Here is a 16186-nt window from a genome sequence, read left to right as displayed (position 1 = left end):
CTCAGAACTTCGTGCCCAGCACCTCCTGGCACACGGCCAGCCAGGCGCGCGCCGCATGCGACAGGTAACGCCCGTGCCAGATATGGGCCACCTGCCAGGCCAGCTCCGGCTCGACGATGCGCACCGCCGCCAGCGGTTCGCCGGCCAGGCGGGCGATGAACGGTTCGGGCAGCAAGGCCACGCCCAGGCCCGCCGAAGCCATGGCGACGAGCCAGTCCCACTGGCCGCTCTGGGCGGCGATGGTCGGCGTGAAACCGGCCAGCGCAAACTGCTGGCGCAGGCTGCGCGTGAGGGCAAAATCATCTTTCAGCAGCACCAGCGGCAAATCAAGCAGCGCCTTGAACGGCAGCGTCGTGCGGTCCGGCTGGAAGGTGCCCGGTTCGGCCAGTGCCCACAGCGGGTAGCTGGCCACTTGCACCGTCACCAGTTCCAGCTCCGGATCGGCCGGCAACACCGTCATGCCGATTTCCAGCTCGCCGGCCGCCACCTTGCGCTCGATCTGCTGGCCGGTGTCTTCCTGCAAGGTCAGTTCGATCTGCGGATGGCGCGCGCGAAACGCTTTCAGCACCGGTGTAAACAGCAGATTGATCATCGGCGGAATGCCGACCGTCAGGCTGCCGCGCGCCAGTGCCTGCGTGTCGCGCACTTCCAGCGTCAGCTGGCGCATGCTGGCCAGCATTTCCTGGCCATGCCGGTAGACGATGCGGCCGGTGTCGGTCAGGCTCAGCTTGCGCCCGTCGCGCACCAGCAACTGGGCGCCGACCTCGTCTTCGAGCTGGCGCACCATCTTGCTGATCGTCGATTGGGTCAGGTGCAGCGATTCGGCCGCCTGCGTAAAGCTCGACAGGCGCACGGTTTCCACGAAATAGCGCAGGGAACGGATATCCACGATAGAGGGCTTTCAAAGCATGAAAATTGCGACTGGATATGTCGAAATTAATTCATGCCATGCATGTATGCAGGATTTTATACTGAAGCCACCAATGGCGCGCAGGCATGAGCGCCAACTATTGCCATAACAGGAGACTTCGATGTATCAGGATCGCATACGCCACCCGGGCTTGCTCGACAAAATCATGAGCGCCGAGCAGGCGGCCACCTTGTTCCGCAACGGCATGCGCGTCGGCATGAGCGGCTTTACCCGCGCCGGCGACGCCAAGGCCTTGCCGCGCGCGCTGGCCGAACGTGCCCGCAAGGAGCCGTTGAGCCTGACCCTGATCACCGGCGCCTCGCTGGGCAATGGCAGCGACGGCCTGATGGCCGAGGCCGGCGTGCTGGCGCGCCGCATGCCGTTCCAGGTCGATCCTGTCTTGCGCGGCAAGATCAATGACGGCCAGGTAATGTTTGTCGACCAGCATCTGTCGGAAACGGCCGAGCAGCTGCGCTCGGGCAACCTGGCCGCCGTCGATATCGCCGTCATCGAAGCGACCGCCATCACGGCGGCCGGCGCCATCATCCCCACCATGTCGGTAGGGAACTCGGCCGCGTTTGCCCAGCAGGCCGCGCAGGTGATCATCGAAATCAACCTGTCGACGCCGCTGGCGCTGGAAGGCTTGCACGATATCTATATTCCACAATCCTTGCCTGGCCGCGAGCCGATCCCACTGACGCGCGTCGACCAGCGCCTGGGCGGCACGGCGATCGCCATCGACCCGGCCCGCATCGCCGCCATCGTCATCACCGACAGTCCCGACAGCCCGTCGAACGCCTTGCCGCCCGATGCCGAAACGCAGGCGATTGCCGGCCATGTGATCGCCTTCTTGCAAGGCGAGGTGGCGGCAGGGCGCATGGGGCCGCAATTGCTGCCTTTGCAGGCCGGTATCGGCACCATCGCCAATGCCGTGTTGCACGGCCTGATCGGTTCGCCCTTCCACGACATGACCATGTATTCGGAAGTGCTGCAGGACAGCGCCATCGAACTGCTCGATTCGGGCCAGCTGGCGTTTGCCTCGGCCTCGTCGATCACCCTGTCGGCTGGCGTGCACCGCAAGCTGATGGACAATATCGACCATTACCGCTCGAAGATCGTGCTGCGCCCGCAAGAGATCAGCAACCATCCCGAAATCGTGCGCCGCCTCGGCATCATCGCCTTGAATACGGCGCTGGAATTCGATATCTACGGCAACGTCAATTCCACCCATGTGTGCGGCACGCACATGATGAACGGCATAGGCGGCTCGGGCGACTTCGCGCGCAACGGCCAGATATCGATGTTTGTCAGCAAGTCGGCCGCCAAGGGCGGGCGCGTGTCGAGCGTGGTGCCGATGGTCTCGCATGTGGACCATACCGAGCATGACGTCGATGTGCTGGTGACGGAATGGGGCTATGCCGACCTGCGCGGCCTGGCGCCGCGCGAACGCGCACCCCTGATCATCGCGCGCTGCACGCACCCCGATTACCGGGCGCCACTGCGGGCCTATTACGAGGCGGCCTGCCAGCGTGGCGGCCATACGCCGCATCTGCTGGAGCAGGCGCTGTCATGGCATGCGCGCTACCAGGAGAGCGGCAGCATGCTCGTGCCTGAATAGTCAGGGCGCAAAGCGCAGCCGTATGCCTTCGGTCACTACCGCCAGCAAGTCGTCCAGATGGGCGCCCGGCGCCGGATGCGGCGTGTGCGGCTCGCCTTCGCCCATCACGATGCGCAGCGACACCAGGCCGTGCAGCGATTGCCAGAAGATCTGCGTCATGGCGTGCAGCGCCGCTTCGCCGGCGCGCACCTGGCCGCTGTGCGCCAGTTCGCCGAACAGGTGCAGCGCATAGGCATACGGGTCCTGTTCGATATTGCCGCGTTCCATTTCGACCGCGCCGATGGCCGCGTGGGGCCGCAGTTCCATGAACAGCAGCGCATATTCGTCGCGGTGGCGCAGGCCGTACTGTACATAGGCACGCCCCACCAGATTGATGCGCTCCCAGATGCCGGCGCCGGCTTCGCTGGCGCTGCGCATGGCGTGCACCAGGGCCAGCAGATCCTTGTCCATGGCCTCGCCGATCAGCGTGGCCTTGTCGCGGAACAGGGCGTATACCACGGTGGTGGAAAAGCCGGCCGCTTCGGCCACCTTGCGGATCGAGACGGCGCGCGCGCCGCCTTTCTTGATCAGGTCCTTGACTACCGCGATGATATGCTCGCGGCGTGCCTGCGCTTCGCGCAGTTTTCTTTCCTGGATATTGCTTGACTTCTTGTCCACACTCTTTCCTGATTAGTCACTTAAAAAAGAGAATTATAGGGGTGCCATGGGGCATGAAATGTTTCCAGTGTTGTTACAATTCAATTTTTTAACGTTTAATTTAAAAGCATGGCGTTTTTTTTCGGCGCAATCATGCGGTTTGCCAAAGATGCCCCTCAATGGTGCAAAAAAACACCGGCCAGGCTTTGCGTATGCGGCCAAAGGGCGGAAAATGGCGGGATCGCTTACACTGCGGTTTTGCCGTTGCGGCGCGCTCCAGCAGCTTGCGCCGTGGCACTGACAACGCCTTTATATCTCTACGGGATCGTTACATGACCATTAAAATCAGCCAGAACTTCGACTCCGGCGCCATCCTGGTGGTGAGCGCCGCCAGCGCGGGCGCCATCGACCTGAAGTTGCGCAAGGATAGCCACGCCGACATCCACCAGTGGTTCCATTTCCGCCTGCAAGGCGCACGCGGCCAGGCCTGCACCCTGCGCTTGCTGAACGCCGGCCAGGCCACCTATCCGGCCGGCTACGAAGGCTACCAGGCGGTGGCCAGCTACGACAGCGAAAACTGGTTCCGCGTGCCCACCAGCTTTGATGGCCAGGTGATGACGATCACGCATACGCCGGAACTCGACAGCGTGTATTACGCGTATTTCGAGCCGTACTCGTGGGAACGCCATCTGCGCCTGCTGGGCGAAGTGGCCGAGCATCCTCTGGTGCGCGTGTCCGACCTGGGCAGCACGGTCGACGGCCGCGACATGAACCTCGTTACCATCGGCAACCCGCAGGCCGACAAGACCATCTGGATCATCGCGCGCCAGCACCCGGGCGAATCGATGGCCGAGTGGTTTGTCGAAGGGCTGATCGACTCCCTGCTCGACGACGCCAACCCGATCGCGCGCAAACTCTTGCAGCGCGCCGTGTTCCATATCGTGCCGAACATGAATCCCGATGGCGCGATACGCGGCAACCTGCGTACCAACGCGGCCGGCGCCAACCTGAACCGCGAATGGATGACGCCGTCGCCCGAGTCCAGCCCGGAAGTGCTGTGCGTGAAAAACAAGATCCACGAAACCGGCGTCGACATGTTCTTCGACATCCACGGCGACGAAGCGCTGCCGTACAACTTTGTGGCTGGCAACGAGATGCTGGAAAACTTCACGCCGGCCCAGGCCGCGCACCAGAAGGCCTTCATCGAGCGCTACAAGCAGGCCAGTCCCGATTTCCAGGACAAGTTCGGCTATGCCGCCAGCAAGTACAAGTCCGACATGCTGACCCTGGCCTCGAAATACATCGGCCACCATTTCCAGTGCCTGGCGCTGACTCTGGAAATGCCGTTCAAGGACAACGCCGACTTGCCCGAGCCAAGCGTGGGCTGGAACGGCGCGCGCAGTGCGGCACTGGGTGCGGCCATGCTGCAGCCTATCCTGCTGTCGCTCGATTGAGGACTTGACCATGGGCGTCGAGATCGAACGTAAATTCCTGCTCGCCAATGACGATTGGCGTGCGCTGGCCGAGCCGGTGCTGCTGCGCCAGGGCTATCTGTCGTCCACGCGCGAGCGCGTGGTGCGCGTGCGCATCGAAGGCCATCACGCCATGCTGACCATCAAGGGCGCGAACGTGGGCAACAGCCGTGGCGAGTGGGAGTATCCAATACCGCTGGCGGACGCCAACGAGCTGCTCGACGGCCTGTGCGAGCAGCCGCTGATCGAGAAATACCGGCGCCGCATCATGTATGCGGGCATGGTGTGGGAAGTCGACGAGTTTTTGGGTGCGAACTTTGGCCTGGTGGTGGCCGAGATCGAACTGCACTCGGAAGACCAGCCGTTCGACAAGCCGGACTGGGCCGGCGAGGAAGTGTCCCATGACGCGCGCTACTACAATGCGAACCTGATCCGCCATCCGTATTCGCAATGGTGATGGCGGTGGCTTGACTCGTAAAAAAGGCGGAACCGCGGTTCCGCCTTTTGCTTTTGAAGTGCCGCCAGATCAGTGGAAATGTTCCGTTCCCTGCGGGGTATCTTCCGGCATTTCCGCATGCGCCAGTTCACCGACCGGGTCGGCAAACAGCGGGGCGCCGCAGTCGTCGCAGTATTCGCCCACATAACGCTCGGCATGGCGCTTGATCTGCGTGACGCCGGCCGTGTTCAGGTGGTCGATGATTTCATCGACCGGGGTTTTCTGCTTGTCGAGCGCAGCGATGCCGACCTGGAGCAGGCCTTCGATCGGCGTGCCGTCCTCGTCTTCCTGGCCATACAGCGGCCAGACGATGCCGTAGATCACTTCCGGCGCCTGGCGCAAGGTGAAGGCGATGCGGTATTCGTCGACCTGGCCATCCGCAGATTCTTCGCCGAAGCCGGCGATCACGGCGCGCAGTTCCGACGGCTCGATCGCCAGCGTGTGCGTCAGGTAGTGCACGGCGGCGCGCACGGAGACGGGGCGGATCAGCTTGTCTGCTTCGCGGCAGGCCACGTAATACGCTTCCGGCAGCAGCAATTCCAGGCCGCAGCCGGGCAACAAACGGGTAATCGTCGGCGTCGCCTGCACGCGCCATTGATCGAGCGCCGCGCTGCGCTCGACGATGAAGTCGTTCTGCAAGGCCGGCATTTGCCAGCGGAACAGCGGCGCGCCGCTTGGGGCCACCACGGCCACCAGCAGGTAGCGCGTGTCGGCCAGGAAGGGCGCCGTTTCAGGCTCCTTGTTTGAAGGCTTGAGCGACGAGCCCTTCAGGGCCGCCTGCGCCAGTTTTTGCGTCTTGGCATAGGTTTCGACATGGCTGCGCGGCAATTGATCGATCGAGTACAAGGTGGGCGCCATCGCCATTTTCGCGCCGTCGGCCAGCAGGTGGGCGGCAAAGTGCATCGACAGCACGCCGTGGGCGTCGGCGCCAATGCTGCCCGAGGCGATCGAGAAGCGCGTCCACGCCAGGATCGGCACGGCCACCAGCAGCGCATCGTAGCGCACGTCCTCATGCGTGATGACGGTACTTTCGCTGACGGCTTCGACGCCGTCCATCAGCACGTCATAGGCGTTCAGGTCTTCCTTGAACAGGGCGCCCAGGGTGTTGTCGATAGTGTCCTGATGACCGGTCTTGAGTAACTTCTGGAGATGCGTATCCAGGCTGTGTTCCCAGGACCGCTCTTCGAGACGGCTCGCTGCCTGCACGATCGCCTGGGCCAGGGTGAGCAGGCGCTGGCTGTCGGCAGTCAGTTTGTGGGATGAATCTTTGGAAGGACGACGCATAGCGGGATAAGAGTCTCGGAAAGTGAAAAAAATGGATCAGTCAAACAATGATAACCCCTATAACCGTATTGTAGAGGATTCGGCCACATGGATGCGCAAGCTGAATGCAGATCATGGCGCTTGTCCCGATTTCAAGTCTGCGCCAGCAAAATAGCACAAAAAAAACGCCGGTCTGAACCGGCGTTTTTCACAGGATGCGACCAGGGGTGGCTTATTCGGCCAGCAACTGACGCAGCACGAATGGCAGGATGCCGCCATGCTTGTAGTAATCGACTTCGATCGGGGTATCGATACGCAGCAGCACGGTCACTTCCTGCACGCTGCCGTCGGCGCGGTGGATCACCAGCGTTGCCAGCTGCTGCGGCTTGATCTCGCCTTCCAGGCCTTTCAGGTCGAACGTTTCCTCGCCGGTGATGCCCAGCGTCTGCACGCTGTCGTCGCCGATGAATTGCAGCGGCAACACGCCCATGCCGACCAGGTTCGAGCGGTGGATGCGCTCGAACGAGCGGGTGATCACGGCTTTCACGCCCAGCAGCTGGGTGCCCTTGGCCGCCCAGTCGCGCGACGAACCGGTGCCGTACTCTTCGCCGCCGAATACCATGGTCGGCGTGCCTTCGGCCACATACTTCATGGCTGCGTCGTAGATCGACATCTGTGCGCCGGAAGGCTGGTGGATCGTGATGCCGCCTTCGACCGCCGAGCCGTCGGCCTTGGCAGGGATCATGCGGTTCTTGATGCGCACGTTGGCAAACGTGCCGCGCATCATGATTTCATGGTTGCCGCGGCGCGAGCCGTAGGAATTGAAGTCCGCTTTCAGGACGCCATTTTCCTTCAGCCATTTGCCGGCGGGACCGTTTTCCTGGATCGAACCGGCTGGCGAGATATGGTCGGTGGTGATCGAGTCGCCGAATACGCCCAGTGCGCGCGCGCCTTCGATGCCGGTGGCCACGGCCGCCGGCGTCATCGAGAAATTGTCGAAGAACGGCGGTTCCGCGATATAGGTCGACTTCGGCCAGTTGTAGACCTGGCCGGAGACGGTGGTGACTTTTTCCCACAGCTTGCCTGGCGCGCCCTTGACGTCGGCGTAGTTCTCCTTGAACACCTTGGCGTTCATGGCGAACTTCATCATGGCCGACACTTCGGCCGAGCTTGGCCAGATGTCGCCCAGGTAGACATCGCGGCCGCCCTTGCCCTTGCCCACCGGCTCGGTCATCAGGTCGCGCGTCATGTTGCCGGCGATGGCGTAGGCGACCACCAGCGGCGGCGAGGCGAGGAAGTTCGAACGGATGTTCGGGTGGATCCGTGCTTCGAAGTTGCGGTTGCCCGACAACACGGCCGAGGCGACGATATCGTGCGTGGTGATGGCAGCGTTCAGTTCCGGCGTCAGGTCGCCGGCGTTGCCGATACAGGTGGTGCAGCCGTAGGCGGTCACGCCGAAGCCCAGTTTTTCCAGGTAGGGCAGCAGGCCGGCAGCCGTCAGGTATTCGGTGACCACGCGCGAGCCGGGGGCCAGCGAGGTCTTGATGTGGGGCGCCACTTTCAGGCCCGCTTCGACGGCTTTTTTCGCCAGCAGGCCGGCGGCCAGCATCACGCTCGGGTTCGAGGTGTTGGTGCACGAGGTGATCGCGGCGATCAGCACGTCGCCATTCGACACTTTCACGCCGTTCGTCGTTTCGTACACGGCGGCCAGGTCGGCAGGGTTCTTGTTGAAGCCGTTTTCGGTGGTCGGCTTGGCGAACAGTTCGGCGAAGTTGGCCTTCACGTTACCGATTTCGATACGGTCTTGCGGGCGTTTCGGGCCGGCCAGCGATGGCGCCACCGAGGCCAGGTCCAGTTCCACCACGCGGGTGTAGTCGATCTCGCCGGCTTTCGGCACGCCGTACAGGTTTTGCGCCTTGAAGTAGCCCTGGAAGGCGTCGATTTCAGCCTTGCTGCGGCCGGTGCCCTTGAAATAATCGATGGTTGCGTCATCGACCGGGAAGAAGCCCATGGTCGCGCCGTATTCCGGCGCCATGTTGGCGATCGTCGCGCGGTCGGTCAGGGTCAGCGACTCGGTGCCTTCGCCGAAGAACTCGACGAACTTGCCGACGACTTTTTCGCGGCGCAGCAGTTCGGTAATCGTCAGCACCAGGTCGGTGGCGGTGCAGCCTTCGCGCAGCGCGCCCGACAGGTTGACGCCGATCACGTCCGGCGTCAGGAAGTACACCGGCTGGCCCAGCATGCCCGCTTCCGCCTCGATGCCGCCCACGCCCCAGCCGACCACGCCGATGCCGTTGATCATGGTGGTGTGCGAATCGGTGCCGACCAGCGTGTCAGGGTAGTACACGTCGCCGGCTTTCTTGCCGGTGGTGTGCACGCCGCGCGCCAGGTATTCCAGGTTGACCTGGTGCACGATGCCGAAGCCCGGCGGCACCACGCCAAAGGTGTCGAAAGCCTGCATGCCCCATTTCATGAACTGGTAGCGCTCGTTATTGCGCGAGAATTCCAGTTTCATGTTCAGGTCCAGCGCTTTCTTTTCGCGGTAGTGATCGATGGTGACCGAGTGGTCGACCACCAGGTCGACCGGCACCAGCGGCTCGATCTTCTTGGCGTCGATACCCATCTTGGCGGCCACGTTGCGCATGGCGGCCAGGTCGGCCAGCAGCGGCACGCCGGTGAAGTCCTGCAGCACCACGCGCGCCACGACGAACGGGATCTCGTCGGTGCGCTCGGCGGTCGGGCTCCAGTTCGCCAATTGCTTGACGTGCTCTTCGGTAACCTTCTTGCCGTCGCAGTTGCGCAGCACCGATTCGAGCACGATGCGGATCGACACCGGCAGGCGCGAGACATTAATGCCCAGGCTTGTTGCCAGTGCCGGCAGGGAGTAGAGCTGTCCCTTTTTGCTGGCTGAAATGCTAAAGTCCTTGAGCGTGTTCAAAGTGTTGCGGGACATGACCTCTCCTTGTTGGGTATCGTCTATTTATTGATTATTGAGCGTTACAACCATGACCGAGTCCCCGGCCGGGGACTCTTGCCGCGCACATCAGCCGCCGGCCGGCTTGATGACGCCCAACGACACCGGCGCTTCGGTCGCCAGCGTCGGCTTGGCCTGCTCCGCATCCTTGCATTCGTTGGCCAGCTGGCGGTTCTGCTTGGAATCGAGCAGCATGCCTTTGGCCGGGATGCCGATCCAGATCAGTCCGTACAAGCGATTTTCAAAACGGTGGGCGCCGGTGGTGGTGCCTACCCGGCTCAGGCGGTGCAGCCGCTTTTGCCAGCGCAGGGCGATGTGGGAGTCATCGGAGGCATTGCTGTAGATGGTAATCTTGTTACCAAGTTCGCAATTGAATTCGGTGGTGGCCGAACCGGTGGTGTCCGGTTCGTCGGCTTCTTCGTTCGGCTCGGCCGGCATGGCGACCGGCTTTGCGTGCTTGGCCTTGGCCGGCGCTTTCGCCTTGGCCTTGGCGGCCTTGGCCTTGGCCTTGGCAGTGGCATTGGTCTCGGTGGCGGCGTAGCTGGCCGGCGCCAGCGCCAGCGTCATGGCGCCCAGTGCGACGCTGCAGGCGAGGGCTAATTTGGAGAGGGACATCGTGTTATTCCTGTCAGTTTTCGGTGGTGCTGGTCAAGGGCGGATTCAGTAATGCAGCGGCCGCCTCGGGCAGGCCCAGGCCCGCCAGTCTGGCGCGCTGCAAAACGGTCCAATAATATCGGTAGCTGGCGCGGTCATGCAAGCGGCCATTCTGCGCGATCGGTCCCCAGTTGGCGCGCTGCGCCTCGTTGAGGATGTTGCTCGCTTCATTCACCTCGGACAGGCGCGGCGTGAAGGCCTTGATGATCGGTTTGATCTGGTCGGGGTGGATGCTCCACATGCGCGTGTAGCCGAATTCGGCCGTCGCGCGCTGGGCGTCGTTGGCCACTACGGCCGAATCGCGCACGTCGGTGGTCACATTGTGCGACGGCACCTTGCCGTGGGCGTGGCAGGCGGCCGCCACTTCGAGCTTGGCGCGCACCACCAGCGGGTGGGTGAACTGGCCCGGCGTGCGCATGGCGGCGGCCGGCACGGCGCCGTAGTGCGACGAGATAAAATCCATGATGCCGAACGACAGGCATTCGACCTGGGGCAGGGCGGAGATCGCATACGCGTCGCGCAGCGCGCCGTGGGTCTCGATCAGGATATGCACCGGCAGGTTGTCGCGGCCGGCGAGGCGCGCATGCAGGTTGATCAGGTCGATCGCCAGCATGGCGTCCTGCACGCTGTTCACTTTCGGTACCGCGATATAGGCGATGCGCTGGGCGGCAACGCAGACGATCTCCACGTCGCGCGCGAAAAACGGGCTGCCGATGTCGTGCACGCGCACGCCGATGCGATTGAACTGATTGCCGTCGCTCGCCAGCAGCCCGGCGACCAACTGCGCGTGGGCTTCTTCGTTGCCGGCGCTGGCGCCGTCTTCGCAGTCGAAGGTGATGTCGAACAGGGGGCCAAGCTCTTGTTGCAAAGCAATCGATTTGCGCATCAGCTTTTCGGAGCCGGCGTAGTGGTCGCAAGCGGCGAGCAACAGCGGCTGGCGTTTGCCTTGGAATAAAACCTCGGAAGGGTGCATGCTGTCAGGTGTCTCCAATGATAAAGCCACTTGTTCAAACGGCCGCGCCGCGACATGCGCGGTGCGGCCTCGAAGGCGGGCGACGCAGTGTACACCGCGTCGCCGGAATTTGACTGGACTTAAGCGAGCAGGTGTTTCACGCCTTCACGCTCTTCGGTCAGTTCTTTCAGGGTCAGGTTGATGCGCTCTTGCGAGAATGCATCGATTTCCAGGCCTTGAACGATGGTGTATTCGCCGTTGTCCGTGGTCACAGGGAAGCCGAACACGGTGCCTTCAGGAATGCCATACGAACCATCGGACGGTACGCCCATGGTGGTCCATTTGCCATTCGTGCCCAGCATCCAGTCATGGATGTGGTCGATGGCGGCATTCGCTGCCGACGCTGCCGATGACAGGCCGCGCGCTTCGATGATGGCGGCGCCGCGCTTGCCGACGGTCGGCAGGAAGGTGTTGGCGTTCCATTCCTGGTCGTTGATCAGGTCCTTGACGGCCTTGCCATTGACGGTGGCGAAACGGTAGTCAGCATACATGGTTGGCGAGTGATTGCCCCACACGGTCAGCTTTTCGATGTCTTTCACGGCGGTGCCGGTCTTGGCAGCCACTTGCGACAGCGCGCGATTGTGGTCCAGGCGCAGCATGGCGGTGAAGTTTTTCGCCGGCAGCGATGGCGCCGATTTCATGGCGATATAGGCGTTGGTGTTGGCCGGGTTGCCGACCACCAACACTTTGACGTTGCGCGAAGCGACGGCGTCGAGCGCCTTGCCTTGCACCGTGAAGATCTGGGCATTGGCTTCCAGCAGGTCCTTGCGTTCCATGCCTGGGCCGCGTGGACGGGCGCCAACCAGCACGGCAACGTCGACATCCTTGAAGGCGGTCATGGGATCGGAGTGGGCCGTCATTTCCGTCAGCAGCGGGAAAGCGCAGTCGTCGATTTCCATCATCACGCCCTTGAGCGCCTTCTGGGCTTTTTCGTCCGCGATTTCAAGCAATTGCAAGATAACAGGCTGGTCCTTGCCGAGCATGTCGCCGTTGGCGATGCGGAACAACAGGGCGTAGCCGATCTGGCCGGCGGCGCCGGTCACTGCAACACGCATAGGGGTTTTTGCCATGATGAATCTCCAAAAATGGGAAAGAAAACGGGCTTGAAGCTGAGCTTACGCTGGTTCGGAAAAACTGTAATGATACCAAAATCGGCTGTCGCCACCGAATTGACAGTGGTGCGCGCCGTCGCGCCCTTGCCGTTACAGGCCAGAGTGGCTGGCCAACAACGCGCTGGCATGACACCATCAGTTTGCCGGGGGCAGTGTAGGCCGCTGATTTGTATCTGTCAATCCTATCTTATGTCTTATATAAGACAGATAAGTACGGGTGTTTTACTGGACGTACGCAGTGATTTGTGTTGAAATGTCGCACTATGAATTCCGCCTCGTCCAATCTGACCAACCATGCCACTGCTGCAAGCGGGGCGGTCAGTCCGACCGCCGGCACGCCAGCGACGCCCAACCCGCCTGACGCCGCTGCGGCGCCGGCCGCCGCGCCAGCGCCGGCCGCCGTTCCCAGCGCTCCCGCCGCTTCGCCCACCTTCAGTCCTCTCTATCAGCAGATCAAGGCCCTGATCACGCAAAGCCTGCAGTCGGGCGAGTGGAAGCCGGGCGAACTGATTCCCAGCGAAGTCGAACTGGCGGGCCGTTTCAAGGTCAGCCAAGGCACGGTGCGCAAGGCCATCGACGAGCTGGCGGCCGAAAACCTTGTCATGCGCCGCCAGGGCAAGGGCACGTTTGTGGCCACCCATCACGAGGCGCGCGCGCATTTCCGCTTTCTGCGCCTGGTGCCCGACGAGGGCGTGCCGCACTATCCTGAAAGCAAGTTCATCGAAGTCAAGCGCGTGCGCGCGCCGGCCGACGTGGCGCGCCTGATGGAATTGAAATCGGGCGACGCGGTCATTTTCATCAAGCGGGTCCAGTATTTCGACGGCGTGCCGACCGTGCTCGAAGAGCTGTGGCTGCCCGGCCTGATCTTCAAGGGCCTGACGGCCGAGCGCCTGGTCGAATACAAGGGGCCGATGTACGGTCTGTTCGAAACCGAGTTCGGCACGCGCATGATACGCGCCTCCGAGCAGATCCGCGCCGTGTGCGCCGACGCGGGCGCGGCCCAGTTGTTGAATGTCGAGGCGGGCACGCCCTTGCTCAGTTCCGAACGCGTGTCGTTCACCTACGGCGACAAGCCGGTGGAGCTGCGCCGTGGCCTGTACCTGACCAGCCGCCATCATTATCAGAATGAACTGAGCTGACAGCCGCGGGGCGCTGCGGCGCCCGCACAAGCGGACAGGCTCAAGTACATCGTTAGTAACGTGCCTGCGCAAGCAGGCGCCGGAGACAGCAGAAATCGCAGGCAAAGCGCGGCCCGCCAGGCTTACGCCAACGGCGGGTCGTTTTTTGCCAGCGTTTCTGTAATTAAATTACGTGAACTACGGAAAGTAGCGCGGTATCGTGTAGTAAAAAAACCATTTTGGTTATGTGTGACAATAGATAGTGGTAGGGCCTGCGAAAATCGGCGAAAATCGCGGCTTCCAATATTTAGTTCAGTTCAAAGGGGAGGTTTTTGTTATGTCTGAAGCCGTAAAAGAAGTGCCAAAAAAAGAACGGCCGCAATTCCGTAACATTCATGTTGCCGAATTGTCCAACTACCGCATGGCGGTCGGTTCCATCGTGTCCATTCTGCATCGCGTCAGCGGATTCATCATGTTCGCCCTGCTGCCGTGCATCCTGTACATGCTGGAACTGAGCCTGCGTTCCGAAATGTCTTACGCTTACTTCCAGGGCATCGCCGCGCACTGGTTCGTCAAGCTGATCACCCTCGGCCTGGTATGGGCCTTCCTGCACCACTTCTGCGCCGGCATCCGCCATCTGTTCATGGATGTGCACGTCGCCATCGAAAAAGAGCCGGCCCGCAAGACCGCTTCGACCGTGCTGGTCGTGAGCCTGGTGCTGACCGCCCTGGTCGCTTTGAAACTGTTTGGAGTATTTTAAACATGGCAGACAATAACATCGGACCGAAACGCCTCGTCGTCGGCGCCCACTATGGCTTGCGCGACTGGCTGGCCCAGCGCGTGACCGCCCTCGTCATGGTGGCGTATGTCGCCATCCTGCTGGTGACGTTCCTGACTGGCAAAAACTTCAGCTATGAAGGCTGGGCAGGTCTGTTTGCGCAGCAATGGTTCAAATTATTCAGCCTGGTGACTTTCCTGGCGCTGTTTTACCACGCATGGGTCGGCATGCGCGATGTCTGGATGGACTACGTGAAAGCCACGGGCCTGCGCCTGGCTCTGCAAATTGCCACCATGCTGTGGTTGATCGCTTGTGCCGGCTGGACGGTACAGATACTCTGGAGTGTGTAATCGTGGCAGCATATAAATCTGCAATTCCTACCCGCCGCTTTGATGCGGTGATCGTTGGCGCCGGCGGTTCCGGCATGCGCGCGTCGTTGCAACTGGCCGAAGCCGGCCTGAACGTCGCAGTTCTGTCGAAAGTTTTCCCGACCCGCTCGCACACCGTGGCAGCGCAAGGTGGTATCGGCGCCTCGCTCGGCAATATGGCCGAAGACAACTGGTTCTGGCACATGTTCGACACCGTCAAGGGTGGCGACTATCTGGGCGACCAGGACGCCATCGAATTCATGTGCCGTGAAGCACCAAAAGTCGTGTACGAACTGGAACACTTCGGCATGCCGTTCGACCGCAACCCTGACGGCACGATTTATCAGCGTCCGTTCGGCGGCCACACGGCCCATTTCGGCGAAAAGCCGGTGCAGCGCGCCTGCGCGGCGGCCGACCGTACCGGTCACGCCCTGTTGCATACCCTGTACCAGCGCAATGTGCGCGCACGCACGCACTTCTTCGTCGAATGGATGGCGCTGGACCTGATCCGCGACGCCGAAGGCGACGTGATTGGTGTGGTCGCGCTGGAAATGGAAACCGGCGAATGCATGATCCTGGAAGCCAAGACCACCGTCATGGCCACCGGCGGCGCGGGCCGTATCTTTGCCGCCTCGACCAATGCCTTCATTAACACCGGCGATGGCATGGGCATGGCGGCGCGTGCCGGCCTGCCGCTGCAGGATATGGAATTCTGGCAGTTCCACCCGACCGGCGTGGCCGGCGCGGGCGTGTTGATCACTGAAGGCGTGCGCGGCGAAGGCGGCATCCTGATCAACTCGGAAGGCGAGCGTTTCATGGAGCGCTATGCGCCGACCCTGAAAGACCTGGCGCCGCGCGACTTCGTGTCGCGTTCGATGGACCAGGAAATCAAGGAAGGCCGCGGCTGCGGTCCGAACAAGGACCACGTGATGCTGGACCTGCGCCACATCGGCGCCGACACCATCGCCAAGCGCCTGCCGTCGATCCTGGAAATCGGCCACAAGTTCGCCAACGTCGACGCCACCAAGGAACCGATTCCTGTCGTGCCGACGATTCACTACCAGATGGGCGGCATCCCGACCAATATCCATGGCCAGGTCGTCACCCCGACCGGTCCTGACAATTCGGCCAAGGTCGTCAACGGCTTGTACGCGATCGGCGAATGCGCCTGCGTGTCGGTGCACGGCGCCAACCGCCTGGGCACCAACTCGCTGCTCGACCTGGTGGTATTTGGCCGCGCGGCCGGCAACCATATCGTGGGCAGCGGTTTGAAAGCGAAGGAAAACAAGCCTTTGCCAGCCGGTGCCGCAGATCTGGCCATGGGCCGCCTGGCGCGCCTGGAAAACTCGACCGGCACGGAAACCGTGCAGGGCGTGGCGAACGACATTCGCGCCACCATGCAGAAATACTGTGGCGTGTTCCGTACCGACGAGATGCTCAACAAGGGCGTCGAAGAAATCATGAAGCTCGACGAGCGCCGCAAGCACGTCTCGTTCAAGGACAAATCGATGGTGTTCAACACGGCCCGCGTGGAAGCGCTGGAGCTGGACAACCTGATCGAAACGGCAAAGGCGACCATCGTCTCGGCTGCGGCGCGCAAGGAATCGCGCGGCGCCCACGCCCAGGACGATTACCCGACCCGCGACGACGACAACTGGATGAAGCACACACTGTGGTATTCGGAAGGCAACCGCCTGGACTACAAGCCAGTCGTGACCAAGCCACTGACGGTAGATACCTTCAAACCGAAACCACGTACTTTCTAAGGCTATACC

Annotated in this window: 14 protein-coding genes; 7 read left to right on the top strand and 7 right to left on the bottom strand. The window is 62.0% G+C overall.

Annotated features, from left to right (window positions below; all coding sequences use genetic code 11):
* Position 1: 1 nt before the first annotated feature.
* Complete coding sequence (locus CD932_RS02825; RefSeq protein WP_094441308.1) at positions 2 to 889, bottom strand: LysR substrate-binding domain-containing protein; 888 nt, start codon at positions 887 to 889, stop codon at positions 2 to 4.
* A gap of 142 nt (positions 890 to 1031) precedes the next feature.
* On the opposite strand from CD932_RS02825, the gene CD932_RS02820 reads away from it, so the two are divergent.
* Positions 1032 to 2528 (top strand): succinate CoA transferase, encoded by a 1497-nt coding sequence (locus tag CD932_RS02820; protein ID WP_094441307.1) that lies wholly within the window; start codon positions 1032 to 1034, stop codon positions 2526 to 2528.
* Here the strand turns inward: CD932_RS02820 and CD932_RS02815 are convergent, their stop codons facing one another.
* Positions 2529 to 3185: a TetR/AcrR family transcriptional regulator gene (locus CD932_RS02815; protein ID WP_094441306.1), complete on the bottom strand. Its 657-nt coding sequence runs from the start codon at positions 3183 to 3185 to the stop codon at positions 2529 to 2531.
* Positions 3186 to 3496: 311 nt separating this feature from the next.
* On the opposite strand from CD932_RS02815, the gene CD932_RS02810 reads away from it, so the two are divergent.
* Entirely contained in the window at positions 3497 to 4618 is a 1122-nt protein-coding gene (locus CD932_RS02810; RefSeq protein ID WP_094441305.1) for a M14-type cytosolic carboxypeptidase, read from the top strand.
* 10 nt (positions 4619 to 4628) lie between these two features.
* A complete protein-coding gene (locus tag CD932_RS02805) occupies positions 4629 to 5093 on the top strand; it encodes a CYTH domain-containing protein (RefSeq protein WP_094441304.1) in 465 nt (154 codons plus the stop codon).
* 69 nt (positions 5094 to 5162) lie between these two features.
* Here CD932_RS02805 and CD932_RS02800 read toward each other — a convergent pair whose 3' ends face one another.
* The 5 genes from CD932_RS02800 to CD932_RS02780 all read right to left on the bottom strand — a co-directional run bounded on the left by CD932_RS02800 (position 5163) and on the right by CD932_RS02780 (position 12105).
* A complete protein-coding gene (locus tag CD932_RS02800; RefSeq protein ID WP_094441303.1) occupies positions 5163 to 6416 on the bottom strand; it encodes a DUF2863 family protein in 1254 nt (417 codons plus the stop codon).
* Between the two features lie 211 nt (positions 6417 to 6627).
* Complete coding sequence (gene acnA, locus CD932_RS02795) at positions 6628 to 9348, bottom strand: aconitate hydratase AcnA (RefSeq protein WP_094441302.1); 2721 nt, start codon at positions 9346 to 9348, stop codon at positions 6628 to 6630.
* Between the two features lie 90 nt (positions 9349 to 9438).
* A complete protein-coding gene (locus CD932_RS02790) occupies positions 9439 to 9984 on the bottom strand; it encodes a hypothetical protein (protein ID WP_094441301.1) in 546 nt (181 codons plus the stop codon).
* Between the two features lie 13 nt (positions 9985 to 9997).
* On the bottom strand, positions 9998 to 10996 hold the full coding sequence (locus tag CD932_RS02785) for a CoA ester lyase (protein ID WP_094441300.1): 999 nt from the start codon (positions 10994 to 10996) through the stop codon (positions 9998 to 10000).
* 119 nt (positions 10997 to 11115) lie between these two features.
* Positions 11116 to 12105, bottom strand: a complete 990-nt coding sequence (locus tag CD932_RS02780) for a malate dehydrogenase (RefSeq protein ID WP_094441299.1) — start codon at positions 12103 to 12105, stop codon at positions 11116 to 11118.
* A gap of 305 nt (positions 12106 to 12410) precedes the next feature.
* Here CD932_RS02780 and CD932_RS02775 point away from each other — a divergent pair, with 305 nt between their 5' ends.
* The 4 genes from CD932_RS02775 to sdhA all read left to right on the top strand — a co-directional run bounded on the left by CD932_RS02775 (position 12411) and on the right by sdhA (position 16177).
* Positions 12411 to 13286, top strand: a complete 876-nt coding sequence (locus tag CD932_RS02775) for a GntR family transcriptional regulator (RefSeq protein WP_094441298.1) — start codon at positions 12411 to 12413, stop codon at positions 13284 to 13286.
* Positions 13287 to 13602: 316 nt separating this feature from the next.
* Entirely contained in the window at positions 13603 to 14025 is a 423-nt protein-coding gene (sdhC, locus tag CD932_RS02770) for a succinate dehydrogenase, cytochrome b556 subunit (RefSeq protein WP_094441297.1), read from the top strand.
* A 2-nt stretch (positions 14026 to 14027) separates the two neighbouring features.
* Positions 14028 to 14393: a succinate dehydrogenase, hydrophobic membrane anchor protein gene (gene sdhD / locus CD932_RS02765; protein ID WP_094441296.1), complete on the top strand. Its 366-nt coding sequence runs from the start codon at positions 14028 to 14030 to the stop codon at positions 14391 to 14393.
* Between the two features lie 2 nt (positions 14394 to 14395).
* Entirely contained in the window at positions 14396 to 16177 is a 1782-nt protein-coding gene (sdhA, locus tag CD932_RS02760) for a succinate dehydrogenase flavoprotein subunit (protein ID WP_094441295.1), read from the top strand.
* Positions 16178 to 16186: the final 9 nt, after the last annotated feature.

Origin of the sequence: Janthinobacterium sp. PC23-8, assembly GCF_002250505.1 — a bacterium.
GTDB lineage: Bacteria > Pseudomonadota > Gammaproteobacteria > Burkholderiales > Burkholderiaceae_D > Janthinobacterium.
The sequence above is the reverse complement of the archived record's forward strand: the minus strand, read 5'-3'. Positions and strand labels throughout refer to the sequence as shown.